Genomic DNA, 16630 nt, shown 5'->3' on the forward strand with positions numbered 1-16630 from the left:
ATGAAGATCGTCGTGGCGGACGACGACCCGCAGATGCTCGGAGCGCTGAGGATCATGCTGGGCGCCCACGGCTACGAGGTCGCTCTGGCCCGCAACGGCAAGGAGGCTTTGAGCCTCGTCGTCAACGAGCATCCCGACTTGCTGATCCTCGACCTCGGCATGCCCCAGCTCAGCGGTGTGGAGGTGATCAGGGCGATCCGCGGCTGGAACACCGTTCCCATCCTCGTCGTCTCCGGCCGGACGGACTCGTCGGACAAGGTCGGCGCGCTGGACGCGGGCGCAGACGACTATGTCGCGAAGCCGTTCTCCGCCGACGAACTGCTCGCCAGGATCCGAGCCCTCACCCGCCGGGTGACGGGAGCGGTCGAGACGCCGGTGGTGCGGTTCGCGAACGTGTCGGTCGACCTCGGCGACAAGATCGTCCTCGTCCAGGAGGGCGGCACGGACAGGCCGGTGCGGTTGACGCCCACGGAGTGGCAGGTCCTCGAGCTGCTGCTGCGGAACCCGCGCAAGCTGGTCACCCAGCGCACGATCCTGACCGAGATCCGCGGCCCGCAGCACATCAGCGACTCGGGTTATCTGCGGCTGTACATCGCGCAGCTCCGCAAGAAGCTCGAACCCGACCCCGCTCGGCCGCGGTTCATCCTCACCGAGCCGGGGATGGGCTACCGCTTCCAGCCGGATCCCGAGCGGGAGAAGGACGGTTCGGGGTCGGCGCCGTGAGGCCGGGTGCCGCGGAAGCGCCCTCGGAGTTTGTTAACTTCTCCGCCTGAGAGAGTTCACATCCTGTACCCCTGCGACCGCCAGGGTGACGACCATGCATCGAAAAGTCTCCGCGCTCCGGCGCGCCGTCGTCGTGGGCGCCGTGGCGGCGTTCGGGCTCGCCGGCCTCGTCTCCGTCGCCGCTCCCGTCTCCGCCGCGCCGGCCTCAGCCGCACCGTCCGAGGGTCTCCGCATCACCGAGTTCTCCTATGGCGGGCTCGTCGCGGGCGCCCACGGCGACGGTGAGTACACCGAGCTCACGAACCTCGGATCCAGCCCCATCGACCTCACCGGGTGGGGGTTCGAGACCGGGACCACCGCCACAGCGGCCGGGGCGCTGTCGCTGTCGTCGCTCGGTGTCGTGCAGCCCGGGCAGTCCGTCATCGTCACGGATCTGACCGTGGCGGAGTTCCGCGCGGAGTGGAACCTGACGGCGTCGACCAAGATCCTCGACAACAACAAGACGCACACGCTCAACAAGGGACCGAGCGGCATCCACATCTTCGATGCCGGCGGCGCCGAGGTCGACGCGCTGACCTACAACGGCTTCCTGTCCGGCAAGGGCAAGGCCGCCTGGGTCGATGCAGCCCACGTCGGCGCCAAGGGCGACGTCGCCCTCGGCGGGTGGACGGTCGCCTCCAGTGCGGACGCCGAGCACAGCTACACCAGCGTCACCGGCGCCATCGGCTCGCCGGGGATGTCCACCCTCTCCGCGCCGTTCGCCGGCGCCCCGAAGGTGAAGATCACCGAGTTCGCCTACGGCGGCAAGGTCGCCGCGGCGAAGGGCGACGGCGAGTACACCGAGATCACCAACCTCGGCGTCGCCGCGGCCGATCTCACCGGATGGTCGTACGACACCGCGGCGACGGTCACCACCCCGGGGGCCCTCTCCCTGTCGTCGCTCGGGCTGCTGATGCCGGGTGAGTCGGCGCTGATCACCGACGTCACGCCCGCCGAGCTGCGGACCGACTGGGGCCTCCGCGACTCGGTCAAGGTCATCCCCGACAACGGCACCACGCTCAACAAGGGCCCGATGACCATCCGGCTCTACGACAACGGCAACACCCTCGTCGACTCCGTCGCCTACGCGAGCGGGTTCCTGTCCGGCAAGGGCGTCGCCGCGTGGGTCGACGCCGCACACGTCGGCCAGAAGGCGGGCACCACCGGGTGGACCATCGCGACGTCCGCGGACGCCGAAGCGAGCTGGGCCAGCGCGACCGGCTCCATCGGGTCGCCCGGCGCCTCCACCCTCGGCGGCAACACGCCGGCCGACGTCCGGGGTACCGGCGGCGGAAATCCCGGCGGCGGGACCGATCCCGGCACCGGCGTCGGCACCGGTGGCGTCGCGTGGCCCGGCCCGCAGACGGTCACGAACGTCGACCGGGGCGGCGTCTTCGGCCAGAACCTGTCCGGTCTCTTCTACGTGGCAGGCGCCACCCCCGCCGACGACTACATGTGGGGCGTCGCCAACGGCTCCTCCTCCGGCGGCAGCGTGAACACCAGCCAGTCGAGCTACTTCAAGATCGGCCAGAACAGCGACGGCACGTGGGGACCGGCGAGCGGCTGGGAGCGCGGCGTCCAGCTGCACTACTCCGACGGCACCGGCCAGCCCGACGCCGAGGGCATCACCTCCGTCGGCGGCAAGGTCTTCATCTCGACCGAGCGCGACAACTCCAACAACAAGGTGTCACGGGTGTCGATCCTGCAGTACGACCCCGCCCAGGTCGACTGGGCGAACCACTCGGCGAACGCCGCTCAGCAGTGGGAGCTCGAATCGGACCTCGGTCCCGGCACCGACGCGAACCTGGGCTCCGCCGATGCCAACCTGGGCGCGGAGGCGATCGCCTTCGTCCCGGACGGCTACCTGGTCGCCAACGGCTTCCGCACCGACGCCGGCACGCTCTACGATCCGGCCCAGTACGGTGACCACTTCGGCGGCGTCTTCTTCGCCGGAATCGAGAAGAACGGCAAGCTCTACGGCTACGTGCTCGAGAACGGCACGGGGAAGTTCACCCGTGTGACCTCCTTCTCCAGCGGCCTGAAGAACTCCGCCACCACCTTTTCGGTGATGGACGCGGCCTGGGATCCGTCCCAGGAGGCGCTCTGGCTCGACTGCGACGACACCTGCCAGGGGCAGACGTCGATCGCGAAGATCAACACCACTCCCGGTGACCCGGCCCAGGGGCACTTCCAGGTGACGACGATCTACAACCGTCCGACCGGCGGCCCCAACGTGAACAACGAAGGCTTCACGTTCCAGCCGATCAGCCGCTGCGATGCGGGTCTGCGCTCGGTCTGGTGGTCGAACGACACCGGCGACGGCGGGTACGCGATCAGCACGGCCAAGGCGACCTGCCCCGCGCCCATCGCCGGCCAGATCGGCACCACGGTGCGGACGGACTACGTCTATCAGGGCACGAGCGTGGAGGCGGTGAAGGACTCGACGGGTGCGTACCCGCTCCCGGTGACGGCGACCTTCACCTGCACCCACGTCAACGCCGTGTTCCTGCAGGCCTGCCCGTCCCCGGTCACCGTGACGGCCACGCAGGCCGCGACGACCGTGGCGACGCTGACCGACACGCTCGGCACGGTGACGCCGGTCGCACTCCCGGCCATCGCCATCCGCCAGGTGCCGCCTGCCAGCCCGATCGAGCTTCTCGTCGCGGCGCTGCCGAACCCGATCCAGTCGCGCTCCGACGCCGACCAGGTGGCCGAGGTCACGAAGGCGTACGAGGCGCTCACGAGCGAGGAGCAGGCTGCGGTCTCGGCGGACGCCAAGGCGACGCTCGCCGAGCGGCAGCGTCAGGCGGGCATCGCCAACCACGGCGACGCCGCCCACTCGGCGCTCGCGACGGGGGCGAACCTCCCCTGGTACGTCCGCGTGACGGCTGCCCCGATCGCCGGCACCGACGAGGGCCACGCGGCCTTCGTGGCGAAGCTCGGCGACGCCCGGCTCGTGGCCCTGTACGACATCACGTTCACGGACACGCTCGCCGGTCGCGGCTGGGAGCCCGGCGCGGGCGAGACGGTGACGATCGCGATCACCAGCCCGTCCTTCGCGGGGCTGACCGGCATCGGGATCAGCCACCTCAAGGCCGACGGCAGCATGGAGTCGGTCGCGGCGACCCTCGACGGGAACACGATCACCTTCACGGGGCGCTCGTTCAGCCCGTACGGCATCACCGCGGCGGCAGCGCCCGGCGGCGGCACCGCCCCGACCGGCAACGGCGGCACGACCGCCCCGGCGCAGACGGCCGGCTCGGGCGGGCAGCTCGCGAGCACCGGTCTGGAGACGGCACCGCTGATGCTCGGCGGTCTGACGCTCCTGCTTCTCGGGGCGATCGCCCTGGTCGCGCGTCGACTGACGAAGCGTCAGGCGAACTGAACAAGCGGAAGGGGCGGCACGCTACGCGCGTGCCGCCCCTTCTGCTCCCTCAGGCGCGCCGGAAGCGCGCTGCCGCCGGACAGTCGAAGGGGTCGCGGGCGGAGAGCCCGACCCGGTTCAGGTAGGCGATGACGATCCGGTAGGAGTTCACCAGGCCGGTCTCCGTGTACAGGATGCCGTGGGCGGCGCAGTGCTCGCGCACGAGCAGCCGAGCGCGCCGCAGATGCGGGCGGGGCATGCTGGGGAACAGGTGGTGCTCGATCTGGTGGTTGAGCCCGCCCATGAGCACGCTCATCGACCAGCCCCCGCGGATGTTGCGGGAGGTCAGCACCTGCTTGTTGAGGAAGTCGACCCGGGCACCCGCCGGAAGCTGCGGCATCCCCTTGTGGTTGGGCGCGAACGAGGCGCCCATGTAGACGCCGAACACGGCGAGCTGCACGCCGAGGAACGCGAACGCCATCCCGACGGGCAGCATCAGGAAGACGATCGTCAGGTAGACGGAGAGCCGCAGACCGATCGCGACCAGCTCCCGAGCCCGGTTGTCGACCGCCCCGGGAGCGAGGAGGGAGCGGATCGAGGTCACGTGCAGGTTGACGCCCTCGAGAAGCAGCAGGGGGAAGAACAGGTAGCCCTGTCGCCGGGTGATGAGCGCGAGGAATCCGGTGCGCTTCGCGGCGTCCTCCTCGGTGAAGGAGATGGTGTCGACGGCGATGTCCGGGTCTTTGCCGACCGTGTTGGGGTTGGCGTGATGCCGCGTGTGCTTGGTCATCCACCACTGGTAGCTCATGCCGACCAACCAGGTCGCGATGAGACGTCCTGCGCGGTCGTTGGTGGGGCCGGAGGCGAACACCTGGCGGTGCGACGCCTCGTGACCCAGGAACGCGAACTGGGTGAAGATCAGTCCGAGTGCGGCGGCGATGAGCAGCTGGAACCAGGAGTCCCCGAGCAGCACGAATCCGGTGACCGCGCCGAGCAGGCCGGCCGTGAGAGCGGCGAACATCGCGATGTAGAGGCCGCGGCGGCGTTCGAGGAGGCCTTCGGCCCGCACGCGCGTGAGCAGCTCGTTGTAGGTGCTGGTGACCGGAGGGCGGGCCTCCGAGCGCGGCCTGGTCTTCAAGACCGGCCCGAGAATGGTTGCGGTCATGCGTCCTCCGCTGTGTCGTGACGACTTCCCAGCCGAGGGTGTGGGCGAATGCCCGAGATGCCGCAAGCGTAGGCGCGCTTTCTGTGTGTTCGTCGGTGCGCCGCTGTGGAGACGGCGCCCGGTCTCGCGACCGGGCGCCGTAGCGATCAGGCCTGGCGGATGTTCGCGGCCTGGGGACCCTTGGGGCCCTGTGCGAGGTCGTATTCGACCTTCTGGTTCTCGTCGAGGTTGCGGTAGCCGCCGGTGGAGGCGATCTCGCTGTAGTGGGCGAAGACGTCGGCGCTGCCGTCATCCGGGGCGATGAAGCCGTAGCCCTTCTCCGAGTTGAACCATTTGACGGTGCCAGTGGGCATCTTTTCTTCCTTCATTCTTCGGGAGCCGTGAGGACGGCTCCGGTCGCCGCGCCCGAATCGGCGCGGACGGTGGTGGGCACCGCGGCGGACGCGGTGCGGTTCCGAGCGGCGGAGGAGGGCCTCCGCGTCGGCGATCGTGGGTGCGGTCCCGACGGCGCGCGAACGGCCGTCGAGCACACGGAATCGGCCGTTGTCGAGCTCGGCGATGCCGGCGTAATCGTCGCCGGAGGTGGCGACCCAGACGGTGTCGTCTGCTTGGCGCCAGGTGAGTGCGGCCGTGGGCCGCGGAGTGCTGGTGATGGGGAGTCCTTTCGCCTCTGCGGAGGCGGGATGTGGCCGCGGCAACGCTGCTGCGGGCGGAAGCTGAGGGCCGGGTCGTGGGCGGTGGATGCGGGCCTCTCGCATCGGAGTGGATGGCGGCCCCGCACGCGACACCCGGCTGGGATGGACCGGTTTCTGATGCGGGACCGTCTCGGTCACACGATCAGAAACGCGTGAACAAGCTCGGCGGAGCGGCGAACGCCCTCGGCCGAACTCAGCCCACCTTACACGGCGAGGGTGAACATCGCCTCGGTGTCTCACGGATCGTGACGCGGCTCGTAGCTCACGAGCCCGACGGTGTTGCCTTCGCTGTCTTCGACGAACGCCATCCACTCGTCGTTCCCCGCGGGGCCGATGGCGTCGTCGGCGTGGCTGAAGATGACGTGCGGCTCGCCGATGATCGTCACGCCTTCGCCGCGCAGTCGCTCCACCAGCTGCGCCACGTCGTCGACCTGGAGGTAGACGAGTGCCGACGGTGCGCCCTTCTCGAGCAGCAGGCGACCGATGCCGATGTTGAAGAACAGCAGGCCGGGCGGATCGAATCGCCCAGCGGGCGCTTCTCCGAGCAGGTTCTCGTAGAACGCGGCGGCGCGATCGAGATCGTCGGCGTGCTGTGCGACCTGCAGAATCTCCACGGAGACAGTATCCGGGGCGCGGGGCCGCGGGCGCCAGTCCTGTTGAGCGGCGGACAGCGGCCCTGTCGCCGCGCTGTGGCAGGATTCGGTGGTGAGTTCCGCGCCCGAGATCGTCCCCGCCGGCAGGACCCCGCGCTGGAGTCAGGCCCGGAGGGTCTCCATCGTGCTCGGGCTCAACGCCGCCCTGATCGTGGGGCTGGTCGTCGTCGGCGTGCTCGCCGGTTCGGTGAGCGTCCTGGCCGCTGCGGGCGACACGGTCGCGGACTGCCTCGCCCTCGTCCTCGGTCTGGTCGCGATCGCCCTGCGTGATCGGGACCCCGACCATCCGCACGCGAACCGCCCCATCGCGATCGCGGCTCTCGTCAACGGGTCGTTGCTGCTGGCCGTCACCGTCTCGGTTGTGGTGGAGGCGACCACCCGCCTGCGCGAGGGCTCGCCGCCGGTCGAGGGACTCCCCGTCGTGATCGTCAGCCTGGTGACCATGATCGTGATGCTCGCCGGCGCGTTGGTCCTCGGCCTCTCCGCGGGCGACGAGGACCTCCACATGCGGTCGGTGCTGCTGGACGCGCTTGCGGACGCGGCCGTCGCCGCCGCCATCGTGATCGCCGGCGTCATCATCCTGCTCACGGGCGGTGCCTACTGGCTCGACCCGGTTCTCGCGCTGGGGGTCTCGCTGGTGATCGCGATCGCCGCGATACGACTGATCGTGAAATCCGTCGCCGCGTTGCGAGGCAAGGCGGTCGACTTCGACGACGATTGACCCGACCCGTCGCGGATCGGGTGTGGTCGGATGAACGGAGGCGGCGTGCTCGCAACGATCGTCACCGCCGTCGCGGTCTTCGCGGGGACGAACCTCGACGACCTCCTCGTGCTGACCGTGCTCTTCCTGTCCGCGCGCGCGACCGGAAGGCCGAGCGTGACGAGGATCTGGGTCGGCCAGTACCTCGGGATCGGCGCGCTCGTCGCCGGCTCCGTCGTGCTCGCGATGGGTCTCGCCGTGATCCCCGACCGGTGGGTCGGGGTGCTCGGGCTGATCCCGCTCGGCCTCGGGGTCCGCGGGCTGGTGATCGCGATCCGCACCCGGGGGAGGACGGACGGCGAACCGCGGCTGCGCACGGCCACCGGCGTCCTGTCGGTCGTCGGGATCACGGTCGCCAACGGCGCGGACAACCTCAGCGTCTACACGGCCCTGTTCCGCACCATCGATGCGCCGGAGATCGTCCTCACCGTCCTGGTGTTCGCGGTCTGCGTCGCAGTCTGGTGCCTCGCCGGGATGCTGCTGGGCGCCCATCGCGCGGTGATCGCCGGGGTCCAGCGGTTCGGGCACTGGATCGTCCCGGTCGTGTTCGTGGTGATCGGAGTGGTGATCATCCTGCGGTCGGGGGTGCTCGCCGGCTGACGGACTACCCCACCACCTCCAGGCTCTCCAGCCGGGAGGCCGCCGCCGGGTCCGCGTACACCACTGCGTCGGGGTGCAGCCGCAGGAACGAGGCCGGGCAGGCGGCGTCGATCGGCCCGGACACGGCCGCCGCAACGGCCTCGGCCTTCGCCGTTCCGGTGGCGACCGCGATGATCGAGCGGGCGCGCAGGATGGTGCCGATGCCCTGGGTGATCGCTCGGTGCGGCACCTCGTCCGGGTCGTCGAAGAACCGGGCGTTGTCGGCGCGGGTGCGGTCGGCCAGCTCGACGACGCGGGTGATGGAGTCGACGGTCGATCCCGGTTCGTTGAACGCCAGGTGCCCGTTCGCGCCGAAGCCGGCCAGCTGGATGTCCACGCCGCCCGCGTCGAGGATCGCGCGTTCGTAGTCGCGGCAGGCCTGGTCGAGATCGGGGCGAGTACCATCCGGGACGTGCAGTGCGGAGGTGTGAAGACCGAGCGGGCGGGCGAACGCCTCCTGAAGGGTGGCGGCGTAGCTCTGCGGGTCGTCCGGGCCCATGCCGACGTACTCGTCCAGGGCGAACGCCTGCACCCAGGACACGTCGAGGCCGGCCGCGACGCGGGCGGCGAGGGCGCGGTAGACGCCGAGCGGGCTGGAGCCGGTCGCCACGCCGAGCACGGTCTGCGGGCGCGCGGTGACGGCACGCGCGATGCGGTCCGCGACCGCCTCGGCGAGTGTGTCGGGGTCGGTTACGACGATCAGTTCCATATGTCCTCATTCCTTGTATGATGTGTGCCCTGACAGGTTGAGAACCGGAGGAAGCAGTGCCACCTACGGCGCAGACGAACGATGACGGATCCGGTCCTGGGGGGCAGAAGCGGGTGCTCAGGTACCAGCACGTGTACGACCTGGTCGTGAACCTGATCCAGGACCAGAACCTCCGGCCGGGGGACCAGCTCCCCAGCACGGCCGAGCTCGCGGAGATGGCCGGCGTCAGCGTGATCTCCGTGCGGCGCGCCCTCGACGAGCTCACCCACCGCGGCAAGATCGTGCGGCACCAGGGTGTCGGCACGTTCGTCGCGCCCCGGCGCATCGTCAGCGAGCCGTCCCGTCCCGGCGCCCTCCTGCAGACCCTGCGCGGCCCGTCCGGCGACGACGTGCAGCTGGAGACGGAGCTGGTGAGCATGGTGGTCGGCATCCCGAGCGACCAGCACGCCACGGCTCTCGGCATCGAGCCGGGGTCGCCGGTCTGGGAGGTCACCCGCCTGCGCCGCCTCGGCTCCACCCCCAAGGTGCTCGAGACCGCCGTGCTTCCGCTGTCGCTCGTCCCCTCGCTGGACGAGGCGCACCTGGCCGCGGGCGGTTCGCTCTACGAGCTGCTGGCCGACCGGTACGGCTACACCGACGACTTCGTCGAGCAGGCGATCGAGGTGGACGAGCCGACCGCGTGGGAGCGTCAGCACCTGCTGCTGTCGGCCAAGGACAACGTCGTGCGCATCCGCGGGGTCAGCCTCGGCGACGACGGAGTGGCGTTCGACAGCTTCCAGCAGACCTACCCGGCGCACGACTTCGTCTTCTACGTGTCGGGGACCTCGCGACAGCGGCTGGTCGAGCCGCACCGCGACGGGAGCTGGGCGGTGCGACCGCTGGGAGCTCCGCGGCCCGCTGACCCGTCCGACTGAGCCGCCCCGGCGCTCACGACGCATCGCGGCGCAGCGGGTCGGGGCTCGGGACGCTCTCGAGCAGCTTCCGCGTGTACTCCTCGCGCGGATCGTTGACGATCTGCCACGGGTCGCCCTGCTCGACGATCCGCCCGGCGCGCATCACGACGATGCGGTCGGCGTAGGCGGCCGCCGTCGACAGGTCGTGCGTGATCATCAGGATGCCCATGCGGTGCTCGCGGCGCAGCCGGTCGAGAAGCTGCAGCACCCCGGTGCGCACCGAGACGTCGAGCATCGACACCGGTTCGTCGGCGAGCAGGAGGCGCGGGCGCAGCACGAGGCTGGCCGCGATCGCCACGCGCTGCCGCTGGCCGCCGGACAGCTCGTGCGGGAACCGGGTCGCGTACACCTCGGGGTCGAGCCCGACGTCGAGCAGCGCCTCCGCGATCAGCGCCCGGCGTTCGGCGTTGGACGAGCCGATGCGGTGCACCTGCAGCGGTTCCATGACGAGGTCCTGGATGCGGAGGTGGCCGTCGAGGGCCTCGTACGGGTCCTGGTAGATCAGCTGCACGTCGCGGCGGAGCGGCCGCCACTGCCGGGGCGACAGGCCGGTGACCTCCGTGCCGTCGATGCGGATGGAGCCGGAGGTCGCGGGCTGCATCCCCACCACCGCCTGGAGGGTCGTGGTCTTGCCGCAGCCCGACTGCCCGACGAGGGCGACGAGCTCGCCTTCGCGCACGACCAGGTCGATGCCGGCCACGGCCGCAACGGGGGCCGTTGTGGAGTCCTCGTCGGCGTCGGCGACGGCGATCACCGTCTCGTCGTCGCTCTTGAGCCGCCCGGTCGCGATGCCCTCCGTCGGCGTCGCGATCGGCGTCGGGGCCGGATCGGTGAAGTCGATCGCGCCTGGCACGGCCCCGCGCCGTGCGCGGCGCGCCTTCTGCCCGTAGACCACCCGGAGGTCGCGCACCTGCAGCAGGTCGGCGCCGTCGGCGGTGCGGTCGACCTCCGGCACGTCGTAGAGGTTGGGCGTCGCCTCGAACAGCTCGCGCGTGTACGGGTGCTTCGGCCGGCGGTAGAGGTCGTCGAGGTCCCCCTCCTCGACGATCTCGCCCGCGCGCATGACGGCGGCCCTGGTGCAGGCCTGGGCGACCACGCCGAGGTCGTGGGTGACCAGCACGAGCGCGAGGTTCAGGTCGCGGGAGAGTCGCACGAGGAGCTGGAGGATCTGGTCCTGCACGACGACGTCGAGCGCCGTCGTCGGCTCGTCCGCCAGCAGCACCCGTGGCTCGCACGACAGCGCCATCGCGATGACGGCGCGCTGCTTCATACCGCCGGACAGCTGGTGCGGGTAGCGGACGTCGGTACCCTCGGGGAGGCCGACCTGGCGCAGCAGTTCGCGGGTGCGCGCCGTGGCCGCCTTGCCGGTGGCGACCTTGTGAACTTCGAGCGCCTCACGGATCTGCCAGCCGACGGTGCGCACCGGGTTGAACGCGCTCATCGCACCCTGGAACACCATCGCGATGTCGGTCCACCGGTGGGCGCGCATGCCGGCCTCGCCGCGGGCGATCACATCCTCCCCGCCGACCAGCACCGAACCGGACACCGACGCGGTCGCGGGCAGCAGGCCCATCGCCGCGAGGATGGTGGTCGTCTTGCCGCAACCGGATTCGCCCACGAGCCCCACCCGCTCGCCGGGCGCCAGGGCCAGGTCGATGCCGCGCAGGGTGTGCACCGGCTCGCCCCCGCGCCCGTCGCGCGGGTCGAACCAGACGTTGAGATCCCGGATCTCCAGGGCGTTGCCGGTCATAGCGCGTCCTTCCCTCGACCGACGAGCGGTCGCATCCGCCAGGTCCTGACCGAGAGGTACGAGGCTCGCAGTCGCGGGTTGAGGGCGTCCTCGATGGCGCTGCCCAGCAGGTAGCAGCCCATGATCAGCAGGGCGACGGCGATACCGGCCGGAACGATCGCCCACCACGCGCCCGTGCTGATCGCATCGCGCTCGAAGGCGTGCTCCATGATCGTGCCCCAGGTGACCGCGGTCGGGTCGGAGAGTCCGAGGAAGGCGAGCGCCGTCTCGTTGAAGATCGCCAGCGTCACGGCCAGCACCGCGTTCGCGATGAGCAGTGGGCCGAGCTGCGGGAGGATGTGGCGCACGATCACCCGGGTGCTGCCCGCACCGATGGATTCGGCGCGCCGGATCGAGACGCGCTCCCGCAGTGTCTTGACCTGTGCGCGCACGATGCGCGCGGTGCTCGTCCACATCAGGAAGCCGATGACCAGCACGACGTGCGAGAGGCTCGGCCCCCAGACCGTGGCGACGACGATCATCAGCACGATCTGCGGGATGACGATGAAGTAGTCGGTGATGCGCATCAGCACGACGTCGGTCGCGCCGCCGAAGTATCCCGACAGGATGCCGAACAGGGCGCCGATCACGATCGCGATCACGGCCGCCGTGAAGCCCACGATCATCGAGACCCGGCCGCCCAGGAGCACCAGGCTGAGCACGTCGATCCCGCCGTCGTCGCAGCCCAGCCAGTGCTCGGGCGACGGCGGCGCGAAGACCGCGCAGCTCGGCTCCGTGGTGCTGTACGGGGCGAGGACGTCGGCTGCGACCGAGAGCACCACGAAGAACGCGATGATCACGATGCCCACGATCGCCGGGGCCGCGGTCAGGGAGCGTGCCAGCTCGGCCCAGACGCCGCCGCGCGAGTGCGAGCGCGCCGTGGTCTTCGGCGTTGTCGTGCCGGTCGAAGTTGCCATCGTCGTCTCCTTGGTCATCGGGACACCCGGGGGTCGAGGCGGAAGTACACGAGGTCGGCGAGGTAGTTCAGCAGCACCACGACGACCGTGATGAAGAGGAAGCCGCCCTGGAGCATCGGGTAGTCGCGCTGCAGGACCGCGTTGTAGAGGGCCCGGCCGATCCCCGGCCACGAGAAGATGACCTCCACGAGGATGGAGCCGCTCACGATCGCGCCGAGCGAGAGCGCGATCTGGGTGATCGTCGGCAGTGCGGCGTTTCGGAACGCGTAGGCCGAGATGATCCGCCGCCGCGGGAGCCCCTTCGCCCGGGCGGTGAGCACGTAGTCGGCTCCGAGGGTCTCGAGCATCGCCGAGCGGACGATGAGCGCGTTCTCCGCGTAGAGGCTGAGCACCAGGGTGAGCACCGGCAGGATCATGTGCCGGAGGGTGTCGACGAACTGATCCCAGGGCGACATCGCTATCGCGAACGGATCGTTCATCCCGACCGACGGCAGCACTCCGGCGAACAGGATGAGGATCATCATGCCGAGGAACTGCGTGGGGAACGCGTAGAAGACGACCGCGAGGTTCGTCGAGAGGTGGTCGCCGATCGTGCCGCGCCGCACGGCCGAGAACACCCCGACGCCGATGCCGAGGACGATCGCGATGACCGTTCCGGCGGTGACCATCGGAAGTGTGTTGGCGAAGGCCTGCCAGAGGTTCTCCGCCACCGGCTGGCGGTTGGCGAACGAGACGCCGAGATTCCCTTGGAACAGCTGTTGCAGGTAGAGCAGGTACTGCCGCCAGATCGGCTGGTCCAGTCCGAATTCCACCTCGAGCGCGTGCTTGAGCGCCGGCGAGGCGTTGGGAACGCGCGAGATGCGGGTGACAGCGTCACCCGGCAGCACGCGGAACAGGACGAAGTTGATCGACAGTGCGACGAAGATCGTCACGACGGCGAACAGCGAGCGTTTCCAGACGTAGCCTCGCATCCGGTCTCCTTCCGAAGCTTGACCTCTCGCGGTGGTGGTCATCATACTAAGCGCAATAAGAGTGTGAAACCGAGCACCGGATTCGAAAAAGCGACGTCACGAGGGAAGGTTTACATGAAGGTAATACGAGCCCTGGCCGCGGCCGCCGCAGTCGCGGTGACCGCCGGGCTGTTGGCGGCCTGTTCTTCCGGCGGATCGAGTGACACGGTCCTGCGCATCGGCGCCAGCGCCACGATCGATTCGCTGAACCCGTTCGTGTCGAGCTCCGACTACAGCAGCGTCGTCTACGAGTACGTCTACCCGCACCTCACCGAGTACGACACCAAGGACCTGTCGCTCGTGCCGTCGTTCGCCACCTCGTGGAAGACGTCGGAGGACGGCACCACCTGGACGTTCGACACCGTCACGGGCGCGAAGTGGTCGGACGGCAAGCCGCTGACCGCCGAGGACGCCGCCTTCACCATGTCGATGATCCTGAAGTACAAGGACGGCCCCACCGGCCAGCTCGCCGGTTTCGTCAGCCACCTGGCTTCCGCCGTCGCCACCGACGCGCACACGCTCACGCTCACCTACGACCAGCCGGTCGCGAACGTGCTCGCTCAGCTGCAGCAGCTCCCGATCCTCCCTGAGCACGTCTGGAAGCCGCTCGCCGCCGGCGAGGGCAAGGAGATCACCTCCTTCCAGAACGGCACGCCGATGGTCTCGGGAGGCCCGTTCCAGCTGACCCAGTACAAGAAGGACCAGCTCGCGCTGTTCCAGACCAACCCGAACTGGTGGGGCAAGACGAAGCCCAGCATCACGGGCTTCGGGCTGCAGTTCTTCGCCAACGACGACGCGATGGTCACGGCACTCAAGACCGGCCAGGTCGACATGATCGGCGAGTCGACGCCCGCCACCGCGGTCGCGTCGCTCAAGAAGGCCGGCCTGGAGGTCGGGACGGCTCCGTCGGTCGGGTTCTACGACTTCATCATCAACACCAACCCCAAGAAGAAGAGCCACCCCGAGCTGCTCGACCCGAAGGTGCGCGAGGCGTTCGAGTACGCGATGGACCGCCAGTCCATGGTCAAGACGGCCTGGCTCGGCCTCGCCACCCCCGGGTCGACCATCGTCTCCCCGGCCAGCGGCTGGCACGACGACTCCATCCAGGGGCTGCCGTTCGACATCGCCAAGGCCAACGCGATCCTCGACTCGCTCGGCTACGCGAAGGGATCCGACGGGATCCGCGTGGCGAACGGTCAGCCGATGGCCTACGACGTCGTCTTCCCGACCGAGATCAACGGCGCGGGCGACCGGATGTTCCAGATCATCCAGAACGGCCTCAAGCAGGCCGGGGTGAAGCTGACCATGCGCAAGATGGACACCGACGCCGCCACCACCGCGATCAACGGGCCCGACCACACGTACGACCAGTTCGATCTCGCGATGTGGGACTGGGTCCCTCCGGTCGACCCCGACTTCCAGCTGAGCGTGCTGACCTGTGCGCAGTGGGGCAACAACAACGACAGCGGCTACTGCAACCCCGCGTACGACGCCCTCTACGCCCAGCAGGCCGTCGCCCCGAACCGGGAGGCGCGCCAGGCCATCATCGACCAGATGCAGAAGCTCGCGTTCGACGACCGTCCGTACATCGCGCTGGTGAACCAGTACGTCGTCGAGGCGCAGTCGCCGAAGTGGACGGGCTTCGAGCTCTCGCCGCTGGTCGGCTCGGTCAACAACCTGTCGACGCAGACGCTGCTCGGCGTCCACCGGGTCAAGTGATGGGGGCGGCGATCGTCGCCGTCGACGTCGACGGCATCGCGGCGGCGCTCGCCGAGCGGCCCGGCGCGACGCTCGTCGTCGGAGTGCGTCGGGCGGAGGGGAGGTTCGCGGCGGGCGCGGGGGCCGGTGCGGCGGAGCGCGTGCTCGGCATCGACGCTGCAGGGCTCGCCGCTGCGGTGCTCCCGAGTGGGCGCGCCGCGTTCGCGACGGGGGTCGCTGCTGTGCCGTCGGCGCACGGGATCCGCCGGGTCGTCCTCGCGGACCTCGGTGAACTCGCGGCGGGAGCGGCGCCGTCCGCCGAGACCCTGTTCGGTGCGGCGCTGGCCGCCTCCCGCGCAGCCGAGGGTCCGGTGGTCTCGCTGCTCGGCCTCGAGGGGTCCGATGCGGCCGGGCTGCGGCTGGTCGCCGAGGGGCATGCGGCGGGCGGTTGGCGCTATCGCGCAGGGGCTCGGCCGGCGAGTGAGATCGTCGTCGCGACCCGCGGTGTCGCGGATGCCGAGCGCGACCTCGAGCGCGCTCGGATCGTCGCGGACGCGGTCGCGTGGGTGCGGACCGTCGTGGAGACGCCCCCCAACCTCCTGGGGCCGGCCGCCTTCGCCGAGGCGGTCACCTCCTTCGCCGCCGAGCTGGCAGGGGACGCCGTCTCGGTCGCCGTGTGGGATGCCGGGGCGCTCGCCGAGCGCGACTTCGGCGGCACCCTCGGCGTCGGGCGCGGGAGCGCGCGACCTCCGCTCGCGATCGAGCTGCGCACCTTCGGCCCCGGACCGGTCACGGCCCTGGCCGGCAAGGGCATCACCTTCGACTCTGGCGGCCTGAACCTCAAGCGCGATCCGGGGGAGATCTCCTGGATGAAGACCGACATGGCCGCGGCCGCCTCCGTCGCCGCCGCGGTCATCGCCGCTGCCGCACTCGGCGGCTCCGGTCCACTGCACGCCGTGCTGCCGGTGGCCGAGAACATGCCGGGAGGGGGCGCGCAGCGTCCCGGCGACGTCGTCCGGCATCCCGACGGCCGCACCACCGAGGTGATCGACACCGACTCCGAGGGACGGCTGGTGCTCGCCGACGCGCTGGCCTGGCTCGCGCGCGGACGCCCTGGCCGCCTCGTCGATGTCGGCACGCTGACCGACTCCGGAGCGGTGGGCACCGCGTTCTGGGGGTGCTGGGGCACCTCCGTCGCCGTCGCGGAGGAGCTGCTCGCGGCGGGGCGCGCCGCGGCGGATCCCGGCTGGCGGCTGCCGCTGCACCCCTCCTATGCGGAGCTGCTGGAGTCGCGGGTCGCCGACATCGCCAACTGCTCGGTCGACGCGCCGGACACCGGCCAGCTCGCCGCCACCTACCTGCGGACGTTCACGGGTGACGTGCCCTGGGTGCACATCGACAACGGCTCCTCGGCGTGGCTCGAGCGCGACGCCGCGCCCTGGCCGGCCGGCCCGACGGCGGCGCCGGTGCGCGCGCTGATCGAGTTTCTCAGCCCCTCCCGAGGATGACATCGATT

The 16630-nt window shown here is 70.3% G+C and carries 14 protein-coding genes; 7 read left to right on the forward strand and 7 right to left on the reverse strand.

Going from position 1 to position 16630, the window contains the following annotated elements; genetic code table 11:
- Together JNB50_RS04760 and JNB50_RS04765 are read left to right on the forward strand one after the other, a co-directional pair.
- Positions 1-723 carry a response regulator transcription factor gene (locus tag JNB50_RS04760; protein ID WP_279553601.1) on the forward strand — a complete coding sequence of 241 codons (723 nt, stop codon included), beginning with the start codon at positions 1-3 and terminating at the stop codon, positions 721-723.
- A gap of 94 nt (positions 724-817) precedes the next feature.
- Complete coding sequence (locus JNB50_RS04765) at positions 818-4147, forward strand: lamin tail domain-containing protein (protein WP_208038931.1); 3330 nt, start codon at positions 818-820, stop codon at positions 4145-4147.
- Positions 4148-4196: 49 nt separating this feature from the next.
- Here the strand turns inward: JNB50_RS04765 and JNB50_RS04770 are convergent, their stop codons facing one another.
- The 3 genes from JNB50_RS04770 to JNB50_RS04780 all read right to left on the reverse strand — a co-directional run bounded on the left by JNB50_RS04770 (position 4197) and on the right by JNB50_RS04780 (position 6600).
- Complete coding sequence (locus JNB50_RS04770; protein WP_208038932.1) at positions 4197-5291, reverse strand: acyl-CoA desaturase; 1095 nt, start codon at positions 5289-5291, stop codon at positions 4197-4199.
- Between the two features lie 146 nt (positions 5292-5437).
- Positions 5438-5644: a cold-shock protein gene (locus JNB50_RS04775; protein ID WP_179604383.1), complete on the reverse strand. Its 207-nt coding sequence runs from the start codon at positions 5642-5644 to the stop codon at positions 5438-5440.
- 578 nt (positions 5645-6222) lie between these two features.
- The gene (locus tag JNB50_RS04780) at positions 6223-6600 is read right to left on the reverse strand and encodes a VOC family protein (RefSeq protein WP_208038933.1); all 378 of its coding nucleotides are present in this window, start codon (positions 6598-6600) and stop codon (positions 6223-6225) included.
- Positions 6601-6691: 91 nt separating this feature from the next.
- Between JNB50_RS04780 and JNB50_RS04785 the strand changes: the two genes are divergently transcribed.
- Positions 6692-7360 carry a cation diffusion facilitator family transporter gene (locus JNB50_RS04785; protein WP_208038934.1) on the forward strand — a complete coding sequence of 223 codons (669 nt, stop codon included), beginning with the start codon at positions 6692-6694 and terminating at the stop codon, positions 7358-7360.
- 45 nt (positions 7361-7405) lie between these two features.
- Positions 7406-7999, forward strand: coding sequence for a cadmium resistance transporter (locus JNB50_RS04790; RefSeq protein WP_208038935.1), 594 nt, complete (start codon positions 7406-7408; stop codon positions 7997-7999).
- Positions 8000-8003: 4 nt separating this feature from the next.
- Here the strand turns inward: JNB50_RS04790 and JNB50_RS04795 are convergent, their stop codons facing one another.
- Entirely contained in the window at positions 8004-8747 is a 744-nt protein-coding gene (locus JNB50_RS04795; RefSeq protein WP_208038936.1) for a glucosamine-6-phosphate deaminase, read from the reverse strand.
- Between the two features lie 113 nt (positions 8748-8860).
- On the opposite strand from JNB50_RS04795, the gene JNB50_RS25715 reads away from it, so the two are divergent.
- Positions 8861-9661: a GntR family transcriptional regulator gene (locus JNB50_RS25715; RefSeq protein ID WP_208038937.1), complete on the forward strand. Its 801-nt coding sequence runs from the start codon at positions 8861-8863 to the stop codon at positions 9659-9661.
- A gap of 13 nt (positions 9662-9674) precedes the next feature.
- On the opposite strand, the gene JNB50_RS04805 is transcribed toward JNB50_RS25715, so the two are convergent.
- The 3 genes from JNB50_RS04805 to JNB50_RS04815 are packed head-to-tail and all read right to left on the reverse strand — an operon-like array spanning position 9675 to position 13377.
- Positions 9675-11450: an ABC transporter ATP-binding protein gene (locus JNB50_RS04805; protein ID WP_208038938.1), complete on the reverse strand. Its 1776-nt coding sequence runs from the start codon at positions 11448-11450 to the stop codon at positions 9675-9677.
- Positions 11447-12406, reverse strand: a complete 960-nt coding sequence (locus JNB50_RS04810) for an ABC transporter permease (RefSeq protein ID WP_208038939.1) — start codon at positions 12404-12406, stop codon at positions 11447-11449. The genes JNB50_RS04805 and JNB50_RS04810 overlap by 4 nt, the downstream gene beginning before the upstream one ends.
- Positions 12407-12420: 14 nt before the next feature.
- The gene (locus tag JNB50_RS04815) at positions 12421-13377 is read right to left on the reverse strand and encodes an ABC transporter permease (RefSeq protein WP_208038940.1); all 957 of its coding nucleotides are present in this window, start codon (positions 13375-13377) and stop codon (positions 12421-12423) included.
- A 114-nt stretch (positions 13378-13491) separates the two neighbouring features.
- Between JNB50_RS04815 and JNB50_RS04820 the strand changes: the two genes are divergently transcribed.
- Positions 13492-15135 carry an ABC transporter substrate-binding protein gene (locus JNB50_RS04820; RefSeq protein WP_208038941.1) on the forward strand — a complete coding sequence of 548 codons (1644 nt, stop codon included), beginning with the start codon at positions 13492-13494 and terminating at the stop codon, positions 15133-15135.
- A complete protein-coding gene (locus JNB50_RS04825) occupies positions 15135-16622 on the forward strand; it encodes a M17 family metallopeptidase (protein WP_208038942.1) in 1488 nt (495 codons plus the stop codon). Before JNB50_RS04820 ends, JNB50_RS04825 begins: the two co-directional genes overlap by 1 nt.
- The last annotated feature ends 8 nt before the right edge of the window (positions 16623-16630 follow it).

The sequence above is a fragment of the Leifsonia sp. TF02-11 genome (assembly GCF_017565305.1).
Classification (GTDB): domain Bacteria; phylum Actinomycetota; class Actinomycetes; order Actinomycetales; family Microbacteriaceae; genus Leifsonia.